Origin of the sequence: Fodinibius sediminis, assembly GCF_900182555.1 — a bacterium.
In the GTDB taxonomy this organism is placed as follows: Bacteria; Bacteroidota; Rhodothermia; order Balneolales; family Balneolaceae; genus Fodinibius; species Fodinibius sediminis.
In genome coordinates, this window is record NZ_FXTH01000011.1 from 117165 (window position 1) to 140080 (window position 22916).

Here is a 22916-nt window from a genome sequence, read left to right on the forward strand (position 1 = left end):
CCGGGTTATCACATGAGATCTATTAACGTAAAAAAGTATTTTTGATGAGGGATTTTGGTTCTGGATCACATCTGAAAGCAATCGGAATTATGGTGCTCTTTCTGGCCGGAGGTATACTGGGGGGACGCCAGGCAGTGGCCCATCCGCCAGAGGATCGGCCTAATATTTTGTTGATCCTGGCCGATGATCTGGGCTATCATGATGTCTCCTACTACGGGACACCGGATATCCGCACCCCTCATCTTGACCGGCTGGTTTCCTCGGGTATGCGCCTGGATCGATTTTATGCCAATTCACCGGTCTGTTCACCCACCCGGGCTGCGTTGATGTCCGGACAGTATCAGGATTACGTAGGAGTACCCGGGCTGATTCGGACGAACCCCGATAACAGCTGGGGATACCTGGACCCGGAAGCCACGCTGCTTCCCGAAGTACTCAGTCAACATGGCTATCACACCGGACTGGTGGGGAAATGGAACCTGGGGCTAAGATCACCCAACAAGCCCAACGAACGCGGTTTCGATCATTTCCACGGCTGGCTTGATGATATGGTCGAGGATTTCTGGGAACACCGCCGCGAGGGGATAAATTATATGCGGCTTAATGAGGGGGAGATTGATCCCGAAGGCCACGCCACGGATCTGCTGACGGGGTGGGCCGTGGAGTATATCGAAGAACAGGCCGGCAGCGAGGCACCGTTTTTCTTGTTCCTGTCGCATCTGGCACCCCATTTCCCCGTGCAACCCCCGCAGGAGTGGCTGCAAAAAGTCAAGGCTCGGGAACCGGATATATCAGAAAAAAGGGCGAAACTTGTAGCTTTTATTGAGCACCTTGACGAAGGGATTGGCAAAGTTGTCGCCGCACTCAAAGAGCACGGGCTGTATGAAAATACAATGATCATTTTTACCAGTGATAACGGTGGACATCTGCCCAGCGAAGCCAACAATGGTCCGCTCCGTGATGGTAAACAAAGTATGTACGAGGGGGGCTTGCGGGTTCCGGCGGGGGTCTCCTGGCCCGGGCATATCAGTCCGGACACACATTCGAAGAAAGTGATGCTTACCATGGATGTCTTTCCAACAGTTCTGGAGGCTGCCGGTATATCCTACGACGGGCCACTCAGCGGCACGAGCTTTTTGCCCACGCTGCTGGGCGAAGAACAGCCCCTGCATGAAGGGGAGCCTCTGTTTTTTACCCGCCGCGAGGGAAATATGCGCTATGGGGGCCTTACCATCCAGGCCGTTCGGCTGGATAACTGGAAGCTCATACACAACAGTCCTTTCGGACCCCGGGAGTTATATAATCTTGCAACCGATCCGCGTGAACAACATAATGTCATTGAGCAGCATCCCCAAAAAGCACGGGAGCTGAATGCATTACTTATGAAACACATCCAGAAGGGTGGGGCGGTTCCGTGGCAGCGCCCGGCTGACTAACTGTTTCCAAAAAATCACCGCAATATTAAAGATATCTTATATTCAGAATCATGATTAGCAATATACGCTTTAACTGTACATTTATTCTGTTATTGGTATTCTCTGCCGGTCTTGCAACAGCTAGCGGACAGGATCCTGGGGAGGGGGAGCAGCCGAATTTTATAATTATTTTTAACGATGATCTTGGCTACGGGGATGTAGGCCTTGAGGGCTCTCCGCTGATCGAGACACCCAATATCGACCAGATGGAAGCCGAGGGCGTAAAGCTGACCAACCATTATTCCAGCGCCAATGTATGCACCCCGGCACGGGCGGGGCTGCTGACCGGTCGGTACCCCATCCGTACGGGGCTCGCCCACAGCGTGCTATTTCCCGAGGATGAGCACGGGCTGCCTGAAGAAGAGGTGACGATTGCCGAGGCACTGAAGGACGAAGGTTACCGAACGGGCATGGTAGGTAAGTGGCACCTGGGCACCCCGGAGGTATCCTGGCCCACCGGCAACGGCTTTGATTCATTTTATGGACTCCCCTACAGCAACGATATGCGTCCGCTGGCCCTCTATCGCAATGAAGAACCCGTCGAAGAGCCGGTCAACCAGACTACACTGACCCGTCGGTATACCGAGCAGGCGGTTGATTTTATTGAAGAACAGCCGCAGGAGCCGTTTTTTTTGTATCTGGCTCACTCCATGCCGCATGTACCGCTGCATGCTTCTGATTCATTCCAGGGCCGATCAAAAGCGGGACTTTACGGGGATGTGATCGAGGAGATTGACTGGAGCGTTGGTCAAATTTTGGCGGCCCTGAAGCGTGCAGGCATTGATGAAAATACGCTGGTGATTGTGACCAGCGACAACGGTCCGTGGTTTGAAGGCAGTTCCGGGGAGTTGCGAGAACGCAAGGGAGCAGCGAGCTGGGAAGGTGGGCAGGGGGTGCCCTTTATCGCCCGATGGCCTGGTCATATTCCCCCCGGGGTAACCTCTGATGCCATAACGATGAATTTTGACCTGTTCCCGACGCTGCTGACCCTGGCCGGTTCGCAGCTGCCGGAAAACCGTCCCATTGACGGGAAAAACATCTGGTCCGTCCTTCAGGGGGGCGAGACTTCTCCTCACGAGTACCTGTATTTCTTTAACAACGAACAGATTACGGCGGTACGCTCCCAGCGCTGGAAATTTGTGGTTCGTTCCTACTACCGGGGCGGTCTCTCGCGATTCGAGGGGAGCATCCAGGGGAGGCCTCATTATTATGATCCGGGCCTGCTGTTTGATCTTGAGCGTAATCCCGCCGAGCAGTTCAGCTATACTCGTGAGCGACCCGAAGTTGTTGAACAGATGGTCAGGTGGCTGGAGAAAGGGCGCAGGGAACTGGAGCCGCTGGGAAAAGAAGAGGAGCGGAATGCACAGTAAACGACAGGAAGTGGAATATTGCCATGAGGGTACCGCAGAAGACGGCTCCTCGTCATTTTTCCCTACATGGCAGGCAAGAAATATGCTGAATTTATTTTAATGATGATGTAATGCGTTCGTACATATTTATCATGAGATACCTATTCATACTGGGAATATTCATCGGTTGGGCGACCCCAGCTGCTGCGCAGGAGCAGCCGCCCAATATCCTGTTTGTCATCAGCGATGACCAGTCGTTCCCGCATGCGTCGGCTTACGGGGCGGATTTTGTCGAAACCCCCGCTTTTGACCGGGTGGCGAGGGAAGGTGTTTTGTTTACCAATGCGTTTGTAGCTTCCCCGGGATGCAGCCCCTCACGGGCCGCCATCCTTACCGGGCGATATCCCTGGCAGAATGAAGAGGCAGGTACGCACGGAAGTTCCTTTCCGAAAAAGTTTCGGGTATTGCCCGACCTCCTTGAGGAAGCAGGCTACGAGGTGGGGTATACGGGCAAGGGGTGGGGCCCCGGCGACTGGGAGGTCAGCGGGAGAGACCGAAATCCAGCCGGCCCCGCCTTCCAGGAAGTGAAGCTTGATCCGCCGCATGCCTATATCCGTAACACAAACTATGCCGGCAATTTTGGCGCATTCCTGGAGCAGCGTTCAAAGCAGGCCCCGTTTTATTTTTGGATGGGTACTTCCGAGCCTCACCGTCCTTTCGAGGAAGGCATTGGAGAAGCCGCTGGAAAAAATCCGGAGGCGGTGAATGTGCCTTCCTATCTTCCGGATACTCCCGAGGTGCGAAGCGATCTGCTTGATTATGCGGTGGAAGTCGAATGGTTTGATCGGCAGCTCGCACAGGCCCTGAATCTGCTGGAGGAGAAGGGGGAGCTTGAGAATACCCTGATTATTGTCACTTCCGACAATGGGATGGCCTTTCCGCGGGCTAAGGCAAACCTCTACGAGGATGGTATCCACGTACCGTTGGCCGTGCGATGGGGCAATCATATTCCGGCCGGGCGTTCTATCTCAGACCTCGTCAGCCTTGTAGATCTTATGCCGACCATGCTGGATGCCGCGAGAGTCGCATACCCGGGGGAGATGGCGATAAGCGGCCGGAGCCTTATGGACATACTTGTCTCCGGCAAAGAAGGGGTGGTAGACTCCTCACGGAAGATGATCTTTGCGGGAAGGGAGCGTCATTCCAGTTCACGCTGGAACAATCTGGGGTACCCTCAGCGTGCCCTCCGTACACATCGGTACCTCTACATCCGCAATTTTGCTCCCCAGCGGTGGCCGGCGGGCAGTCCGAGGCGTATTGAGAAGGGCAGCACGCCCCCCATGCACAGTGGCTATCACGATATCGATTCGGCACCGACGCTGGAGGAAATGACCGAAAATGCCGAGCACCCCTACTTCAACCGTTATCTTCATTTGGCGGTTGGCAGGCGTCCGGCCGAAGAGCTGTATGACATAAAAGATGATCCTGGCTGTATCAACAACCTGGCATTGCATCCTGAGTATGGTCAGCTTACGCGCCATTTTAGAAATAAAATGACTGAACTGCTGGATGAGACCGGAGACCCCCGGATGAGTGGGAAAGGGGATATCTGGGAAAGTTATCCCCGCCTGCGGGGCCCCATGCGGGAATTTCCTGCCCCGGAGTGGGTGCTTCCCATGGATGAATAAGAGTTGTCATTTTACAGCTGTATTTATTTATTTGTTTACTGGCAAAGGGATTAGGGATGTGTCTTTTTTAGGGAATCACCCTCTCAGATAAGGTAACTGGATGTTGAAATTAGAAAAATGAGCAATATGAAATGGACAGGGAATGGGATGTTGGATCGGACCATCTGGATTGGATGCATGGCTTTGATGGGGCTGCTGTTTTATGGCTGTGGAGATTCAGCTGAAGACAGGCCGCCCAATATTCTTTGGATCACCAGCGAGGACAACAGTCCTTTGCTCGGGGCCTACGGTGACGAGTATGCTGATACCCCGCATCTGGACCGTCTGGCTGAGCAGGGAACCATCTATACAAACGCCTATGCCACGTCGCCGGTCTGTGCACCCTCTCGCTTTACGCTGATCACAGGTACCTATGCAAACCGAATGGGGACCGAAAATATGCGCAGTACCTTCCCCATTCCGAAAGAGATTCGCTTTTTTCCCAAGTACCTCCGGGAGGCGGGCTACCATACGACCAATAACCGAAAGAAAGACTATAATACCATTGACCAGCCGGACGCCTGGGACGAGTCCAGCGGAGAGGCCCACTATCGTGATCGTGCCGAGAATCAGCCCTTTTTTCATGTTCGGAATATTACGATCAGCCACGAAAGCAGCCTCCACGATCCTATTGATACGCTCATCCATGACCCGGAAAAGGCCCCCGTGCCTCCCTACCATCCAAAGACACCAACAGTAAAAAGGGATTGGGCACATTATTACGACGAGGTCAGCAGGATGGACGCCCGGGTGGGAAAAATTCTGAACGAGCTTGAAGCATCAGGGGAGGCTGATAACACTATTGTATTTTATTATGGAGATCACGGCGGAGCCATGCCAGGCTCCAAGCGGTTTATGAATCAACGGGGACTGAGCATCCCGCTGATTGTTTATATGCCCCCCCGTTATGAACATCTGGCACCCGATGAAAAACAAAACGATCGGTTGGTATCCTTTGTGGATTTTTCTGCCACGGTACTGAGCCTGGCAGGTATTGACCCACCTGATTTTATGGATGGTAAGCCTTTCCTGGGGGAGCATGCAGTCCCACCGCGGGAATATGTGCACACCTACCGGGCCCGCATGGACGAGCGGTATGACCTGGTTCGCGCCGTGCATGACAAAGAGATGATGTATGTCCGTAATTATATGCCTCAGCGCATCTATGGCCAACATCTTTGGTACCTTTGGAAAGCCCCATCGATGCGAAGCTGGGAGCAAGAGTACAAAGAGGGGACCCTGAATGAGATCCAGCGCCAGTTTTTTGAATCCAAGCCGGTGGAAGAACTCTATGATCTCTCGGAAGATCCCTATACGGTTCATAATCTGGCTTCTGACCCGGAGTATGAAGACGATCTCAAGCGATTGCGCAAGAAAAATGCCCGCTGGGTACGCGAGCAGGGTGACCTGGGCTTTATCCCGGAAGGCATCATTGACAGCCTGCGCGGTGATCAAACACTCTATGAAGCGGTCAGGGAAAAAGGGGTTCCGATCGAGACCATCATTGAAACGGCGGAGATGGCATCCCGGGGCGAAAAGAAGTATATGGATGAACTTGCTGAAAGGCTGAGTCATGAGGATCCCTCGGTACGGTTCTGGGCAGCGATGGGGATGGCCATTGGACATGAACATGCGGGCGGTTATATTGGGCTGCTGAAGGAGCGCAGTGAAGATCCGGTGGGCACGGTCCGGGTAGCGGCAGCCGAGGCCTTGTATGCCTCAGACCGTAAGGAAACGGCTTTTACCATCATGGACGATGCCCTGGATCATCCGGAGGATCATGTCAAGTTGCAGGTACTAAACCTGCTGGAATCCATCCGTCCCGACCCCATACCAGAGGAGCTTATGAATCATCTGCAGCGGCTTGCTGACACTTATGAGGGCCGTGACGGTTCGGGCAATTATGTCTTCAGGGCTTCAAACTGGCTGGTGGAGGGGAATAAGTGACAGCGAAAGGCAGAGGGCTATGCTTGCAGCCGGCACAGGCCTTGAAAGAAGTTCATAACTCAATGGTTGCTCAATACAATATTTAAGCGTGTTACCAACAGGATTGCATGACAACTACTTTCATTAAGGCATACTGCATAAAGGCCCTGGTCATTCTCGTTCTGGCAGCGGCCTGCCGGCATGAAAAGGATGCCTATCAGACATGGCAGGTATATAAGGGGGATGCATCCAGCAGCAGTTACTCATCCCTGGATCAGATAAACCGGGACAATGTGGATCAGCTGGAAGTTGCCTGGACCTATCATTCTGGTGACCAACGGCGTGCCGGTAGTCAATCCAATCCCATTATGGTTGAAGGGGTGGTCTACCTGACGACACCGGGCATCAAGGTTGCAGCGCTGGATGCAGCCTCCGGTCAGGTGCTTTGGACCTTTGATCCCTTTGAAGGGGAAGAGCCGGTATCCGTGAACCGGGGCGTCACGTACTGGGAAGATGGAGGGGATCACCGCATTTTCTTTTCAGCAGGTTCCTTCTTGTATGCGCTGGATGCAGAGACCGGTTCATTGATTGAGGAATTTGGTGACGATGGAGCCGTAGATTTAAGAGAAGGGCTGGGGCGTGATCCCGTTCTACTTTCGGTAGGAAGTACCTCACCGGGTATCATTCATGACGATTTCCTGATTATGGGCTCGATCGTGGGTGAAGGAACGGGATCGGCCCCCGGGCATATTCGGGCATATAATGCTAAAACGGGGGAGATGGAGTGGATCTTTCATACAATCCCGCATCCCGGGGAGTACGGGCACGAAACCTGGGGCGATAATGCCTGGCAGCAGGCGGGAGGAACCAATAACTGGGCGGGGATGAGTTTGGATAAAGAACGAGAAATGGTCTTCGTTCCCACGGGAGCCCCTGCCCCCGATTTTTACAAGCCCGGTACGAGTGGCAAGGGGCGGCACCTGTTCGGAAACTCTGTGCTCGCCCTGGATGCGAATACGGGAGAGCGTATATGGCATTACCAGATCATTCATCATGATTTGTGGGATTATGATTTACCGGCTCCCCCCAATCTTGTTACAGTCGAAAAAGGTGGAAAGAGGGTGGATGCGGTGGCACAGGTCACCAAGCATGGCTTTATTTTTGTGCTGGATCGTGAAACAGGCGTCCCACTCTTTCCTGTGGAGGAACGTCCGGTTCCTCAGTCGGAGATTGAGGGGGAGGAGTCATGGCCCACTCAGCCGTTTCCCCAGAAGCCAAAGCCGTTTGTCCGCCAGCAACTGGGCAGGGAGGATCTGACGAATATTTCTCCGGAAGCCAGGGAATATGCTCTGAAGAGATTTGAAGAATTGAACTACGAAGGTATGTTTACACCGGTAGGCGAAGAAGAGACTCTCTTTTATCCGGGAACACGGGGTGGGGCGGAATGGGGTGGCGCCTCTTACGATCCGGAAACGGGCGTGCTTTATATTAATGCCAACGAATACGGCAATACCTTTGCTCTCAAAAGAGTAAAGGTTCCCTCCAGAAATACCGCGAGTCCGGCAGTGCGGGGACGAGAAATATATCAGATCCATTGTGCAAGCTGTCATAGTAGTCCCGGCGGACCGCTTCCCACACAGTTTCCCTCTCTGCTCAATGTGAAAGATAAGTATACCAGGCATGAGGTCGAGGAGATCATGGAAAAGGGACGCGGTGGAAAGATGCCGGCTTTCCCCCAGCTTTCCGATACGGAGAAAAAAGCAATTATTGAGTATCTTTTCAGTGTGGATGAAAAGGGAAACATGAAGACCGCCGGAGCAGCGGACCCAGGTGCGGAGGAAGCTGATTCCAGTTATACTTATACGACCGATTTTGCCTATCGCTCTTTTTTGGACCAGGAGGGTTATCCTGCGACAAAACCCCCCTGGGGAACTATGAATGCGATTAATCTGAACACGGGAGAACTCGAATGGAGGGTACCTCTCGGAGAGTATGAAGAGCTGACCAAGCGCGGCGTACCGGTCACGGGCACTCCCAATATGGGGGGCTCCATTGTCACAGCCGGCGGCCTCGTTTTTATCGGGGCCGCGGCAGATGAGAAGTTCCGTGCATTTGACAAGGAAACAGGCGACATTCTATGGGAATATCAGCTGCCGGCTGTAGGCTATGCCACCCCTTCAACCTATGAGATTGATGGCAGGCAGTACGTGGTAATTGCCGCTACGGGGGGAGCGAGGGCAGGAGTAAATAAAAGTGATGCTTTTATAGCCTTTTCCTTACCTGTTAACTGAAGGATATGACAACGAACAGTACAAAACTACATTATTTTAAATCATAAAGACAGGCTAGATACCTATACCTATGCTGATCAACACCTATTTGATGAAACAATGGAACATCGCCCCGACCGGGATTATAATGCTCATACTGCTCACTGCCTTTACGCTGAGCAGCTGCAGTGAAAAACCTACCGGTGACCAGCCGCCCAATATTGTTATTTTATTTGCCGATGATATGGGCTACGGGGATTTGAGCAGTTATGGTAACCCGACCATTCGTACGCCTCACATTGATGGGCTGGGTGAACAGGGAATCCGTTTTACCTCTTTTGTTACAGCCTCCTGGTGTGTGCCTTCGCGGACGGAGCTGCTTACCGGTCGCCACATGTCGCGTGTGGAGTTTGGCGGGGGCACTGGATCGGATGGGGAAGGCGGATTGCCTGAGAGTGAAGTGACACTGGCCGAGGGACTCCAGCAGGCTGGCTATGCAACAGGTATGGCCGGCAAATGGCACCTGGGTTATAAAAAGGCTAAATTTCTTCCGACGAACCAGGGATTTGATTCCTGGCTGGGACTACCGTATTCAAACGACTACCGCAAACCCTGGGTACAGACCGAGGAGCCGCTTGGAATGTACAGGGGAACAGAGATGGTAGACCACCCGCTGAACCAGGATTCCCTGACGGTGCGATACACGCAAGAGGCCACAAGCTTCATCGAAAAGAATGCAGATGGCGATGCTCCCTTTTTCTTCTACCTGGCTTATAATATGCCCCATCTTCCCATTCATACCATCAAAGAATTCCAGGAACAGTCGAAAGGGGGATTCTATGGAGATGTCATCGAAACCATCGACTGGAGTGTAGGCCGGGTATTGGAAACGCTTGAAGAGCAGGGGCTTTCAGAAAATACCATTGTATTTTTTGCTTCCGACAACGGTCCCTGGAACAGTCTGCCCGAACGTATGCTTCAGGATGGAAATGAATACTGGCATACGGGCTCGCCGGGGCCGCTTCGGGGATCCAAGGCAACCACCTATGAAGGCGGCACCCGGGTCCCTGCAATGATCAGATGGCCGGGACAGATTTCTTCCGGACAGGTAACCGATGCCCTGGCGGCCATGCCGGACATCTATCGCACGCTGATGGAAACCGGCGGAGCGGAACTGCCTGACCATCCGCTGGATGGGTATAATTTGATGCCCTTCCTGAAGGGGGAGTCCGACGAATCTCCACGGGAACACTATGCCTATATTCGGGGGGGACAGCTGCAGGCCTATCGCGAAGGGCCATGGAAGCTGAGACTGGTGGATCAGAAGCCCCAGCTGTTTAACCTGCAGAACGATCCCGGCGAACGATGGAACCGTGCAGATGAGAAAACAGGACTCGTAGGTGAGTTGCGACAAAAAATGGAGGAGATGGCCCGTGAGGTCGGTGTCAAAATGCCGGGCGAGGAGGAAGAAAAGGGCCAGGATCAGAGTTAGATACGGAACATCTTATGAGTGAAAACAGCAGTATGCCATGTCTTTAAAAAAGCAGTGGTTATTCAATTGGTTCCTTGTTTTGACAATGGTAGTCGGCAGCTTGGCAGCTGCCCTTCCGGTCTTTGGGCAGTCCCAGACTGCCGGCGATGTACCCAACATCCTGATTTTTGTGGCGGATGATGCCGGCTGGCGCGATTTTGGAATCTACGGCAATGAGGTTATCCAGACGCCCAATGTCGACCGGCTCGCAGCGGATGGCCTGCAGTTTGAACAGGCATTCCTGACGACCGCTCAGTGCAGCCCGTCCCGCATTTCAATATTGACGGGATTATATCCTCATGCTACGGGTGCTGAGGATCTGCATATGCCCCTTCCCGAGGGAACTCGTATTCTCCCGGATTATCTCGCTGAACGGGGCTATTTCACCGGGCATATGAAGAAAACACACTACGGACCGCATGCAGATGCGCAGTTTGACTGGTATAGCGAAAAGCTGTCTGATGAATTTCCTTCCTTCCTGGAACAGGCTGGTGAGAAACAGTTTTTCCTGTGGGTGGGATTTTCCGATCCTCACCGTCCGTATGGCAAAGCCCCCGTCCGCCATCGTCCGGGGGAAGTAAAGGTGCCGCCTTATCTGGTGGACAGTCCGGAGACACGAGCGGATATCGCTCAGTATTATGATGAAATAAGTCGTATGGATGATCAAATCGGCTTGTTTATTGAAGAGTTGGAAAGGCGGGATCAGCTCGGAAATACCCTCATCATTTTTCTAAGTGACAACGGCTCCCCTTTCCCGCGTGCCAAGGGGACGGTATACGATGAGGGGGTGCGAACACCGTTGATTTTTCACTGGCCCGAGCAGATTGAGGCGGGCAGCAGGTATGAGGGGTTGACCAGCGTTATTGACCTCACACCCACGCTGCTCGACCTGGTCAACTATCCGGCTCCCGATACCATGCAGGGGCAAAGTATCCTGGATGTTTTATCGGATCAGACTTTGCCCGGACGGGAATATGTGTATAGCGAACGCAACTGGCATGACACGGATGAACACATTCGCAGCCTGCGTACTGAGCGCTTTAAGCTGATTCAGAATGCCTATGTAGAGCTTCCACATGGTACCCCTGCCGATATCGGGGGAAGTCCTTCATTCCGAAGTCTAATAGCGCACAAGAAAGAGGGGACCCTTAACAAGGCACAGTCGCAGCTGTTTGAGGCCCCCCGTCCGCGTATCGAACTATATGACCTGAAGCAAGACCCCTGGGAACTTAATAATGTAGCCGCAGGTTCTGCACACTGGCAGCGGGCCAGGGAGCTTGCCCAGCAGCTTAACGACTGGAGGGAGCGAACAGGAGATTTCCCGCCTTACCTGAGGGTACGGGATGATCATACCGATCGTGCCACAGGAGTCTGGTTCTCGCGGGAGATCCCGCCGATGAGAAACCTCAGGAAGAGCCATCAATATTAAATGCAAAAGCGATAGTACCATGAATTACGTTATAAGATATTATTATTTACCGGTATTGCTTCTCCTTTTGGGTGGAGGAAATACGCAGCTTGCCGGGCAACCGTACACGGATGAAGGGCCTCGGATGAATGAGCAGCGTGTTGATGTGGAAAACCAGCAGCCTCCCAACATTATTGTCATGTACTCCGATGATCACACGGCCCAGTCGATCGGGGCCTACCGCGAAGCCCTCGACTATGGTTTAAAGCTCAACCACAGTCCTACTCCCCATATCGATCGACTTGCCGAGGGCGGGCTGCGTTTTGATAACGCTTTTGTGACAAATTCTATCTGCAAACCGTCTCGTGCGGTGCTGCTCACCGGTCAGCACAGTCATAAAAACGGGGTCCTTACAAACGGGGAATCCATTGATGTGGATTTGGAAACCTTTCCCCAGCTGTTGCAGCAGGCCGACTACCAGACAGCCATGATCGGGAAGTGGCACTTGGGCACCGAACCCCAGGGCTTCGACTACTACGAGGTGTTGCACGGACAGGGTCCGTATTACAACCCCACGATGCGTACCCCGAGTGGAGATATTGACCGGGAGGGGCATACCAGTGAAGTTGTTACCAATAGCGCTCTGCGCTGGCTGAGGGATCAGCGCAGCCGGGAGAAGCCGTTCATGCTTGTCTATAATCACAAGGCGCCCCACCGAAACTGGCTGCCGGGGCCGAAGCATCTGCATGATTACAGCGATCGGGATTTGCCGGAACCCACCACGCTCTTCTATGATTATTCCGGGCTTACAAAGGCGGCCCACGAGCAGGATATGGAGATTGCCACAACCATGAGCTGGGGATGGGACCTGAAGGTGCCGCGCAATCCCGAAACGGGGGAGCCTGCGCCGGGCTGGGAGCGACTTGTCAAACGTAACCGGCTGACGGATGAACAGCGTAAACAGATCAAAAAGGCTTATGCCGAAGAAAACAACTACCTGTACGAGCATTATGAGGAGATGACGGAAAAGGAGAGACTCCAGTGGCGCTACCAGCGGTATGTGAAAGATTACCTGCGGGTTATCCGTGGTCTTGACGACGGGGTGGGGCGCGTCATGACCTATCTGGAGCGCGAAAACCTTCTGGATAATACCGTTGTTATCTATGCCGGCGACCAGGGATTCTTTATGGGAGAAAACGGCTGGTTTGACAAGCGATGGATCTATGAGGAGTCTATGCGCATGCCGCTGATCGTGCACTGGCCCGAGGGCATAGCACCGGGAATGGTTAACAAAGAGCTCGTTCAAAACCTTGATTTGGCTCCAACAATACTGGATTTGGCAGGACTGGCAACGCCGGACCAGATGCAGGGACGATCTCTTATGCCTTTTCTGAAAGGGGAAAGTCTTTCTGATTGGCGGGATGCGGTATACTACCATTACTACGAAGGGCCTCCACGTGTCCATAAGGTAGCACGTCATTACGGTATACGTACAAACCGCTATACCCTGGCTCATTTCTATGAAAATGATGAATGGGAATTATTCGACCTGGAAGAAGATCCCGAACAGTTGAGAAGCGTCTATGATGACGCTGACTATGCGGAAGTACAGGAGGAGCTCAAGCAGAAGCTCAGGGAGCTCCAGGAGAAGTACGAGGTAGAAAATCCTGAGCGATAGACAGTCGACCCGCACTGTAATTTTTAACAATGGTTTGTTATGATTTCTGATAATTTTTGGTGTATCTCCTTTATTATGATCATGATGTCCTTTTTAGGGTCATGCAACACCGAGAATCAGTCGAATGAAGGGGATTCATCCAATCCGAATATTGTCATCCTGTTTGCAGACGATATGGGGTATGGTGATGTGGGGGCATACAACAAGGAATCACGGATATCTACGCCCCATATTGATCGCCTGGCCCGGGGCGGGATGCGGTTTATGGATGCTCATGCGCCGGGAGCAGTCTGTCATCCATCGCGGTACGGACTCCTGACCGGTCGGTATCCCTTCCGCACGGATGTGAGCGTTTGGCCCCATAAACCCGTGATTGATGAAAACCGCATGACGGTGGCTTCTCTTCTGCAGTCGGAAGGCTACCGTACTGCCATGGTCGGTAAATGGCACCTGGGATTTGATGAATCGGGCGGCTACAGCGAACCCCTTCCCGGGGGACCCGTAGACCGTGGATTTGATCGATTTTTCGGGATCCGGGCCTCCACGGATATTCCTCCCTATTTTTATATAGACGGAAACCAGGCGGTTACGCCGCCTACCGATTCCATTGGGTCCAATAGCAGCGAGGGATGGTCGCCGATACAGGGGGCCTTCTGGCGTGCCGGCGGTATTGCACCGGAGCTGCAGCTCAAGGAGGTTCTGCCGCGCTTCACAGAAGAAGCTGTCAACATCATTCACAGTCACGGGGCTCAGCAATCCGGCAGCCCCCTGTTTCTGTATGTAGCGCTGCCCGCTCCCCATACACCCTGGCTTCCGGCCGAAGTGTACGAGGGACAGAGTGAGGCGGGGATGTATGGTGATTTCATGACCATGGTGGATGCCAAACTTGGTGAGATACTGGGAGCCTTGAGGCAATCGGGCATGGACAAGGAGACACTGGTAATTTTTACGAGTGACAATGGACCGGTCTGGTATGACAAGAATGTGGATCAGTTGGGCCATGACTCAAGCGGCGGACTCCGGGGAATGAAAGGGGATGCCTATGAAGCGGGCCATCGCATGCCCTTTATAGTTCGCTGGCCCGGTGTTGTGTCCGGTGGAAGCGTGACGGAACAGACAGTCTCATTTACAGACCTGTTGGCAACTTTTGCCGATATCATAGATGCTGAGTTGCCGGATGATGCCGGGGAAGACAGTTTCAGCCTGCTGCCGGTGCTTCGGGGCGAACAGGACGAGCAAGATGCTGTTCGTCCGCCGGTGGTTTCCGTTTCCAGCCGGGGAGTGAAGTCAATACAGGATGGACGATGGAAGCTGATCGAGGGATTGGGATCCGGTGGATTCAGCAAGCCAAGTCATGTTGAACCCGGTCCGGGCGATCCACAGGGGCAGCTCTATAACCTCGCTGAAGATCCGGCCGAACAGAATAACCTTTGGCAGGATCATCCCGACGTAGTGCAGCGGCTGCGTAAGAAACTACGGGCCTTTGAGCAGCGCGGTCGGAGTCGACCGTGAGTAAGGATTATTGGATGCAGTCACTAGACCAGCGATAATAGGTCGTCCGGAGTTACCGCTTCGAAGTCATTGATGACCAGGGGACAGTCGGGAAATTCTTCTTTAGCATGGGTGGTGGTCACCCCCACAACGGTTGCACCGGCAGAGATCCCCGCCTGAACTCCAGCAATGGAATCTTCGAAGATAATGCATTGTCCGGGCTCTCTGTCCAGGGCTTTTGCTGCTTTAAAATATACCTCCGGGTTCGGTTTACCGGTGGTAACATGGGAGGAGTCCAGAAGAGCATCAAAATGGCCCTTAATGGAAAGACGGGACAAGATGTAATCCGCATTTTCAACCGGTGCGGAGGTGGCTATGGCCATGGGAAAACGGCGCTCTCGTAGCGTCTCCAGGAAGGATAGGATGCCGGGAACAATATGATCTTCCGGAACAAAGAGGTCGCGAAACAGCTGCTCTTTCTCATCGGCGAGGGTCTTCAGCTTTTCAGAGCTGATCTCCCCGAAGACTTCCGGAATCCACTCTTTATTGGTACGTCCATATACCTTCTCTTCCAACAGGGTGTCGGAGACGTTCAGATGGTACTTGTCACAGAAAATCTGGATGGCTTTTTTGTGGGCTGGATTGCTGTGTACAATAACCCCGTCCATGTCAAAAATAAAACCGCTGCTGTCTGGCATGATACTTCTGTATTATTTGATCGCTTTTTTGTTAAGCCCGTAAGAAACGAACAATTGTGATGATCAAAAAATTTTATTTGTCGCAGCCGGCAGCGGAATGACGGTTGGTGGTTTCCTGTTGAGGAGGTCGAAAATAGAAGTGAAAGAATAGCCCTTATGCAAAATATCAACAGCCACCGTGTCTTTAGACGAAATGAAGTGCAAGCAGATCCGGAGGGAGATTATGTGTTGTACTGGATGCAGACGAATCACCGTCTCCAGTATAACTATGCGCTTGATTATGTGGTTGGATGGGCCAATAAGCTGAACAAGCCGCTGCTTATTTATGAGGAACTTACCTGCGATTATCACTGGGCCTCCGATCGCATTCACACTTTCTACATGGAGGGCATGGCGGAACATCTTGCAATGGCGGAGCGTAAGGGGATCGACTATCTACCGGTCGTTGAGGGAACACCCGGTGAAAGCCGGGCATTGCTTGGCCATCTTCTGGAGCGGGCCTGTTGCCTGATCAGTGATGAGTATCCCGTTTTTTTTATTCGCGAACGCAATGAAAGGCTCGGAGAGGAACTGGCCGTTTCTTTTACCACAGTGGATTCCAATGGTCTGATTCCCCTGGGAATTACCGACAAGGCACCTTATAACGCTTATTTTTTCCGAAAAATCATGCAGCGGCATTTCCTGGAATGTTACAGCTCGCCTCCAGACCGGCATCCGCTGGAAGGGCTCGAGCAACCGGGAGCGGTTGAGCTGGATGATAAAGCAAAACAGGCCAGGCAAAAAAGTGCAGAGCGGCTGCAGAATATCGCTGCGTTTACCGCTTCTCTGGATATCAGCCATGAGGTGAAGGCCATTGAGCTCAAGGGTACACGCCAGGCCGCCCTTGGAAAGCTGGGGCAGTTTATTCAGCATGGATTGTCAAAATACGACGAACAGCGGAATGATCCCGATGCGCGAGTAACCAGCGGGCTGAGCCCATGGCTTCATTTTGGCAAAATATCGGAGTTCGAAATTGTGCAGGCGGTGCTGAACCACCAGCCGAAGCCCTGGAATCTGGATGATATTACCTACAACAACGGTTCTACGGGAGGATTCTTTAACGGGGATCCCAATGTGGACAGCTTCCTGGACGAGGTCATAACCTGGCGCGAGGTGGGCTTCCATTTTGCTCATCATGAGCCTGCGTACGATCAATACGAGTCGCTTCCCGAATGGGCCCTTGAGACGCTAGAGCAACACAGGCATGATGATCGCGAACACATTTACGAACTGGAAGAATTGGCTCAGTCTCAAACCCATGATGAGCTGTGGAATGCAGCACAGACCCAGCTCCGGGAGCAGGGGGTGATGCACAATTACCTGCGGATGCTTTGGGGGAAGAAGGTCATCCAGTGGACGCCCAGTCCGGAGATAGCCCTGGCGTACCTGATTGAACTTAATAATCGCTTTGCCATCGACGGGCGGGATCCGAACAGCTATTCAGGGATTTTCTGGTGTTTCGGACGTTTTGACCGGGCCTGGCAGGAGCGCCCCATTTTTGGAAAGGTGCGCTATATGACCAGCAAAAGTGCCCGTCGCAAACTGAAATTGGATCAATATCTCAAAGAATACGGCCGTCAACAGAACCTTGAAGGGTAACAGGGCATAGCTTGTGAATCGCTGCCTCCGGTGAAAGGAGTCTGTGAATCCGGCCATCTGCTACAGCCTTTCGATGAGTGCTTTGACCAGCCGGGCAAAGTCACTTCTGCGTGCATCGGCAGCAGCTTTGACTTCTTCATGGTCAAGTTTCCCATCTGTCACACCGGAAGCCATATTGCTGATGAGAGAAATGGCAACCGATTTGAGTTCCAGCCGGGCCGCCTCGAAAAGCTCGGGTGCCGTTGACATCCCCACCGCATCTGCACCCAGTCTTCTAAAGTAGCGTATTTCGGCTTTTGTTTCATAATTGGGCCCCTTGACATACATATAGGTGCCCCGCTGAGTGGGCAGCTTCAAATCAGCTGCGATGGAACGAACGCTGTCAACCCACTGATGATGCCGGTAGGCATGCCGCTGCTGTCCGGACGGGGAGATCATTGCGTTACCCCGGATGACGTCTTCGATGACCATAAGATCTCCGACCGAAAAGGAGGTATTGATGGCTCCGGCGGCATTGGAGATGATCAGCTTTTCTATTCCCAGCAGCTTAGCCAGATAGACGGGCAGAGCCGTCTGTTCAAAGGAAAACCCTTCGTAATAATGAAATCGGCCGGCAAAGGCTATGATTTGGTGATCGTTGACAGTCCCGGTAAGCAGTGTTCCGTCATGGCCCGTGACAGAGGTTTGTGGCATCCCCGGGATATCAGAGTAGGAGAAGGCCCGGGGGTCTTCAATATGGGTAGCAAAGTCCCCGAGGCCTGAACCCAGAATTATGGCTGTCTCCATATCGTCCGAGATTCCATTTGCCCTGAGATATTTGGAAATGCGGTGGGCATAAGAGGGAATGGAGGTCATGACAGGGAGACAATTTTATAGCCGCGCTGCTCGTCGTATCCCGTCAAATTGAATAGTGGATGATGGCTGTCGTGATAGCCCATAATCGTAAAATCTTCCTCGTACGCCTTGCGTGTCAGCTGTTCCCGGATCTTCATGCTTTTTTTGGCATTAAAATCATATTTGGCTTCAAATTTTCTATTTACTTCGCCACGTGTAGCCAATACATCGCCGGCCATCATGTATTTTTGCTGTCCATCATCAAACAGGAGGAGCTGCGAATATTTGGTATGCCCCCCAATTGTTTCAACCTGTAACTCAGGGTAGGGCTGATCCTCCTTGTCCAGGAACTTCAGATCGGCTTTTGCATCAATGAAGTGGATAAATTCGGTCTTTTCCTCATCATAATACTGTTCTCTGCTGATAATCTGCTGCCATTCTTTTTCAGAAACCCATAGCGTTGCGTCCGGGAAGGTCAGCTCCCAGTAGCCGGAGCTGCGCCCGGCCAGACCTCCGATATGGTCGTAATGCAGGTGACTCGCAAAAATATCTGTGATATCATACTCACTCAGGTTTTGGGCCGAAAGATTGGTTTTAATGGTTTCAGTACTGGTGCCTTCGCCAAAGTCTCCGATACCAACATCAAAAAGAATGTTTTTATCCCCGGATTGAATCAAAAAGGGATTGAGTGAGATTTTCAATGCCCCTTTGGAAGGAGGATCCTCGCGGTCTATGCGATTGAATTTTTTGTCGAGTCCCACGGAAAAAGTACCTTCATATAACGGTACAGCGCGTGTTTTATTCAACGTTTTGTCTGTTTTATTCATTTGAAATAGGCAAGAGCTGAAAGTACGGGAATCTTACAAGGCTATTTGTTTTTATTCTCATGCCGATCGTAGGCCTCAATGATCTCGCGTACCAGGCGGTGGCGGACCACATCGTTCTCATCGAGGTAAACAAAGGAGATGCCTTCAATATCTTTGAGGATATGCTGAATGGAAATCAGCCCTGACTGCTGTTTCCTTGGCAGATCGGTCTGGGTGATATCACCGGTGATGATGGCACGGCTGTTAAAGCCAATGCGGGTCAGAAACATCTTCATCTGCATATTGGTGGCATTCTGGGCCTCATCCAGAATGACGAAGGCATTATTCAGTGTTCGTCCGCGCATGTAGGCGAGGGGAGCAATTTCGATGATGTTTTTAGCCAGGTGAAGTTCCAGGCGATCATACTCAATCATATCCTCCAGAGCGTCATAGAGGGGACGTAAATAGGGATCGATTTTTTCGCGGAGGTCGCCGGGAAGAAATCCCAGTGTCTCGCCCGCTTCCACTGCCGGCCGGGCCAGAATGATTTTTTTAACTTTCCGCTCCTTGAGAGCCCGCACAGCCAGCGCTACGGAGGTATAGGTCTTGCCTGTACCCGCCGGGCCGATGGTGAAAACAATATCGTTGGTGGCAGAGGCTCTTACAATCTGTTTCTGGCCGGGCGTTTTGGCTGTGATGGCTTCCCCGTCATAGGTATTGAGGATAAAATCACCCTTGACGCTTTTATTGCGCAGGGGGTTGGGGCGTTGAGCCTGCTGATTGTCCTTTTTAAGTGCCAGTACGGTTTTTACATCCCGGTCCGTCAGGTCCCCGTTTTGCTTTGCCATGGCTTCCAGTTCGGCGAAAATTTCCAAAAGTTCCTGCCGGTTCTGGGTTGGACCCGCAATTTTGATATTATTGCCTCGTGCGGTGAGCGTTGTTTCGGGGTAAGCTTCTTCCAGTTTTTTCAAATGTTCGTCTCTGAACCCCAGAACAAGGACCGGTTCTACCTGAGTTATCTGGTATGTCTGGTCGCTAACGGTTGGTTGATCTGCGATAGTAGAAACCTCTTTTTTGGCCAAGTTCAAATAGTGTGATTAATGTTGATACCAAAAATAAGGAAATTGTTTGAAAATATTGTAAAGGAGAATAATTACAAAGTTATTGCCGGCTATACAATCATCTCTTTTCCAATCTGCGCCTTCTCCCGGAGGTCAGCGATGCGTTGGGGAATATCAGGGGCTTTGAATACCGCACTGCCCGCTACGAAGACTTCAGCACCTGAACGGCTGACTTTTTCAATATTATCGAGATTAACTCCGCCATCGACCTCAATAAGAAAGTCTGCCTGCTGTTCCTCTCGCATTGTGCACAGGCGCTGCAGGCGTTGATAGGTGGCCGGGATAAAGGATTGTCCGCCAAAGCCGGGATTTACACTCATGAGCAGCACAAGGTTTACATCGTTCAGGATGGGTTCGATGGACTGTAGCGAGGTTGCGGGGTTAATGGCTACGCCTGCGGCGAGTCCGTGCTGGCGAATGGACTGAATGGTACGGTGCAGGTGCGTGCATGTTTCCTGGTGTACGGTTATCTGGTTTGCGCCGGCATCCACAAAAGCACGGATGTACGCATCCGGATTTTCAATCATCAGGTGGACATCTATAAAAGCGTCCGTACTATCAGCGGCAGCCTGTACAATCGCGGGTCCGTAACTTATGTTAGGTACAAAATGACCATCCATAATATCGCAGTGCAGCCACTCAATGCCGGCCTTGTTACATGCTTGAATTTGTGCTCCAAGCTGAGTGTAATCCGCCGCTAAAATGGAAGGTGCTAAAATAGGTTGCTGGTTGTCCATAGATGAATGGTAAAAGTTATTTGGGTATTGCCAATGGGGTTAATTTCGTGCACCGGTTGTATCCACTACAGCACCGGATTCAGTCTCTTCCTGGTTCCCGTAACGCTCTGATACAATGAGTTTCAGTCGTTCGCCTTCAATGAGCTGGTCATCGCGCGGAGAATAATCAAGAATGATATTCGGAGACACTTCCTTTGAAGGCTGGTATTCAATCTCACCGACCCGAAGCCCTTTCTCGCGAAGCTTCTGTTGAGCTTCTGCAAGCCGGAGCCCTTTTATCTCGGGGATAGCAACCAGCTTTTCCCCGAGTCCGTCACTTACGGCGAGGTCAATACTTGTGCCCTTGGGTACCACGGTCTGGGGAGGCACAGATTGCCTGAGCACGCTGTTTTTAAACCGTGAGGACTCGTAGCTGATGGTCCCGAGGCTCAATCCTGCGTTTTGTAGCTGGATCCGGGCATTCCGGAGCGACATATCCACAACTTCAGGTACCTTGACGGTGGGATTTGCCTCCGAGTTGACGGTCAGGTATACTTTGCGATCCGGTTTGACAATTTTTGATGCGGCCGGGGTTTGATCAATAACATAATCAGCCGGGTATGCTTCGTTGGATCGCCGTTCGGCCAATTCATACCGTAGTCCACGATCCGTAAGTTCCTGTTTGGCATCCTCGAGCGAAATCTGTGAGACATTGGGTACAGTAACGCCTTCATTGTAATTGGTATAAGCGGGCATAATCACATTATCCATCAACAGCAGGAACAGGATGCCCGCGATGACAACCCCCCCGATACTGAAATAGATTTTCTTGGTTTTCTGCATAGGTTACATACACTTTTTGGTCAGAGGAAGAACGATAGTTCGTGAAATAAAATAAAACGACAGTACCAGTATAAAATTGTGGAATGCCATGTATGTTCCGGCTTTTCCCAAGAGCTGTTGCACCTTTTTTAAGCTGAACCGCACGGATGAAGGCGAACGGGGACCATGTGCTTGTCCGGGCGGGTGCTTGTCAGCTGAAGGCCGTCTTCGGTTAAAAATTGAGCAGCAGCCCGAACCGGGTGGTATTAGCCAGGGGATGGTTTTCATCTCCGAGCGTATAGATATAGCTGAAGTCAACCCCAAAGAACTGATACCGGAGCCCGGCACCAAGTGTCAGGAACTGTCGGTCCCCATTATTGGGATCTTCGTAGTAATAACCACTGCGCACGGCAAACAGTTCATTGTACCAGTATTCCAGGCCCGTGGCCACCATCAACTGTTGAAAGGTATTCAGGGAAGCCGTTCTTCCATTACCGATGTCCCGCTTAAAAGCCCCCCAAGAGGTAAAGAGCGAGCTTACTGCTCCCTCATCTTCCCGGGCCATGACTTTGGAAACATCATTGGCAATGGTAAGGGTATTGATCCCCTGCTTGTCAAGGTTGGTCTTGAATGACCACCCAATGCGGAACATGGTGGGCAGTGGATCCTTTTCGGCATTGTTTGTATAACTCACACCCGGACCAATATTGGAGATATTGAGTCCGGCACTCCAGGAGGCCTCCCGATCCAGGAATGTAAAAGGATCAGCCTGGTACATCCCGGCCAGATCAAAACCCACGCTTGATCCGGGTTCAATCTTGTCGCCTTCGATATCCCCGTCGGCCAGGCTGCTGTGAATAAACCGAACTCCAGAGCCCACCGACCAGTTGTCATTAATCTGGTATCCATAAGAGATGCCGCCGGCAAATTCATAACTGTTGAAGCGTCCGAGTCCTTCGCCCGTGGGGTTATCCAGGGAGGTGCGCTGCTGTTCCCCCAAATTCAGATACGTTATGTGTGCGCCGAAAGTGCCTATATCCTCAACATGATATTTCCCCACAAGGTAGTCGTAAAAGAGGTCGGCATTGAACTGGGGCAGCCATTCACTGTGGGTGATGCTGACCTGGTTGCCCGTCTGAAAAGCCAGTCCGGCGGGATTCCAGAAAACGGCAGAAGCATTGTCCGCAAGGGCGACCCCGGTGTTGCCCATACCGGCAGCGCGTGAATCAGGTTCGATTTGCAGAAAAGGTACGGAGGTTATACCTACCTGGGCCTCTGCGGTGCCAATACACAGCAACAGGAGTATAAAAAGAGGAAGTGTTGTTCTTCTCATATCAATAAAGGGTACCAGTGAGAATAAGAGCAGCAAAACACGCGAATAAAGATGCTTGCCTGCAGGTTCAATGCAATGTCCTTATGCTAATAT

At 52.1% G+C, this 22916-nt stretch carries 17 protein-coding genes; 10 read left to right on the forward strand and 7 right to left on the reverse strand.

Annotated features, from left to right (window positions below):
* Positions 1-44 precede the first annotated feature (44 nt).
* The 9 genes from FN808_RS12810 (at position 45) to FN808_RS12850 (ending at position 14876) form a co-directional block, all read left to right on the forward strand.
* Positions 45-1436, forward strand: a complete 1392-nt coding sequence (locus FN808_RS12810; protein ID WP_142715000.1) for a sulfatase family protein — start codon at positions 45-47, stop codon at positions 1434-1436.
* Between the two features lie 50 nt (positions 1437-1486).
* Positions 1487-2845, forward strand: a complete 1359-nt coding sequence (locus tag FN808_RS12815; protein ID WP_142715001.1) for a sulfatase family protein — start codon at positions 1487-1489, stop codon at positions 2843-2845.
* 131 nt (positions 2846-2976) lie between these two features.
* Entirely contained in the window at positions 2977-4512 is a 1536-nt protein-coding gene (locus tag FN808_RS12820; RefSeq protein ID WP_142715002.1) for a sulfatase family protein, read from the forward strand.
* Positions 4513-4638: 126 nt separating this feature from the next.
* Positions 4639-6498 carry a sulfatase-like hydrolase/transferase gene (locus FN808_RS12825; RefSeq protein ID WP_185958397.1) on the forward strand — a complete coding sequence of 620 codons (1860 nt, stop codon included), beginning with the start codon at positions 4639-4641 and terminating at the stop codon, positions 6496-6498.
* A gap of 107 nt (positions 6499-6605) precedes the next feature.
* Positions 6606-8768: an outer membrane protein assembly factor BamB family protein gene (locus tag FN808_RS12830; protein ID WP_142715004.1), complete on the forward strand. Its 2163-nt coding sequence runs from the start codon at positions 6606-6608 to the stop codon at positions 8766-8768.
* Between the two features lie 70 nt (positions 8769-8838).
* Positions 8839-10239 carry a sulfatase family protein gene (locus FN808_RS12835; RefSeq protein ID WP_142715005.1) on the forward strand — a complete coding sequence of 467 codons (1401 nt, stop codon included), beginning with the start codon at positions 8839-8841 and terminating at the stop codon, positions 10237-10239.
* A 37-nt stretch (positions 10240-10276) separates the two neighbouring features.
* On the forward strand, positions 10277-11707 hold the full coding sequence (locus FN808_RS12840) for a sulfatase family protein (RefSeq protein WP_142715006.1): 1431 nt from the start codon (positions 10277-10279) through the stop codon (positions 11705-11707).
* A gap of 19 nt (positions 11708-11726) precedes the next feature.
* Positions 11727-13364 carry a sulfatase family protein gene (locus tag FN808_RS12845; RefSeq protein WP_142715007.1) on the forward strand — a complete coding sequence of 546 codons (1638 nt, stop codon included), beginning with the start codon at positions 11727-11729 and terminating at the stop codon, positions 13362-13364.
* A gap of 39 nt (positions 13365-13403) precedes the next feature.
* A complete protein-coding gene (locus tag FN808_RS12850; protein ID WP_221930044.1) occupies positions 13404-14876 on the forward strand; it encodes a sulfatase family protein in 1473 nt (490 codons plus the stop codon).
* Between the two features lie 23 nt (positions 14877-14899).
* Here FN808_RS12850 and FN808_RS12855 read toward each other — a convergent pair whose 3' ends face one another.
* Entirely contained in the window at positions 14900-15553 is a 654-nt protein-coding gene (locus FN808_RS12855) for an HAD family hydrolase (RefSeq protein ID WP_142715008.1), read from the reverse strand.
* Between the two features lie 156 nt (positions 15554-15709).
* On the opposite strand from FN808_RS12855, the gene FN808_RS12860 reads away from it, so the two are divergent.
* Positions 15710-17191: a cryptochrome/DNA photolyase family protein gene (locus tag FN808_RS12860; RefSeq protein ID WP_142715009.1), complete on the forward strand. Its 1482-nt coding sequence runs from the start codon at positions 15710-15712 to the stop codon at positions 17189-17191.
* 60 nt (positions 17192-17251) lie between these two features.
* Here the strand turns inward: FN808_RS12860 and FN808_RS12865 are convergent, their stop codons facing one another.
* The 6 genes from FN808_RS12865 to porV all read right to left on the reverse strand — a co-directional run bounded on the left by FN808_RS12865 (position 17252) and on the right by porV (position 22823).
* Positions 17252-18046, reverse strand: a complete 795-nt coding sequence (locus FN808_RS12865; protein WP_142715010.1) for a purine-nucleoside phosphorylase — start codon at positions 18044-18046, stop codon at positions 17252-17254.
* The gene (locus FN808_RS12870) at positions 18043-18831 is read right to left on the reverse strand and encodes an MBL fold metallo-hydrolase (RefSeq protein ID WP_246068352.1); all 789 of its coding nucleotides are present in this window, start codon (positions 18829-18831) and stop codon (positions 18043-18045) included. Before FN808_RS12870 ends, FN808_RS12865 begins: the two co-directional genes overlap by 4 nt.
* A gap of 62 nt (positions 18832-18893) precedes the next feature.
* Positions 18894-19913: a PhoH family protein gene (locus FN808_RS12875; RefSeq protein ID WP_434084136.1), complete on the reverse strand. Its 1020-nt coding sequence runs from the start codon at positions 19911-19913 to the stop codon at positions 18894-18896.
* 89 nt (positions 19914-20002) lie between these two features.
* Positions 20003-20689, reverse strand: coding sequence for a ribulose-phosphate 3-epimerase (gene rpe, locus FN808_RS12880; protein WP_142715012.1), 687 nt, complete (start codon positions 20687-20689; stop codon positions 20003-20005).
* 39 nt (positions 20690-20728) lie between these two features.
* Positions 20729-21511, reverse strand: a complete 783-nt coding sequence (locus tag FN808_RS12885; RefSeq protein ID WP_142715013.1) for a PASTA domain-containing protein — start codon at positions 21509-21511, stop codon at positions 20729-20731.
* A gap of 211 nt (positions 21512-21722) precedes the next feature.
* On the reverse strand, positions 21723-22823 hold the full coding sequence (gene porV, locus FN808_RS12890) for a type IX secretion system outer membrane channel protein PorV (protein ID WP_142715014.1): 1101 nt from the start codon (positions 22821-22823) through the stop codon (positions 21723-21725).
* Between the last annotated feature and the right edge of the window lie 93 nt (positions 22824-22916).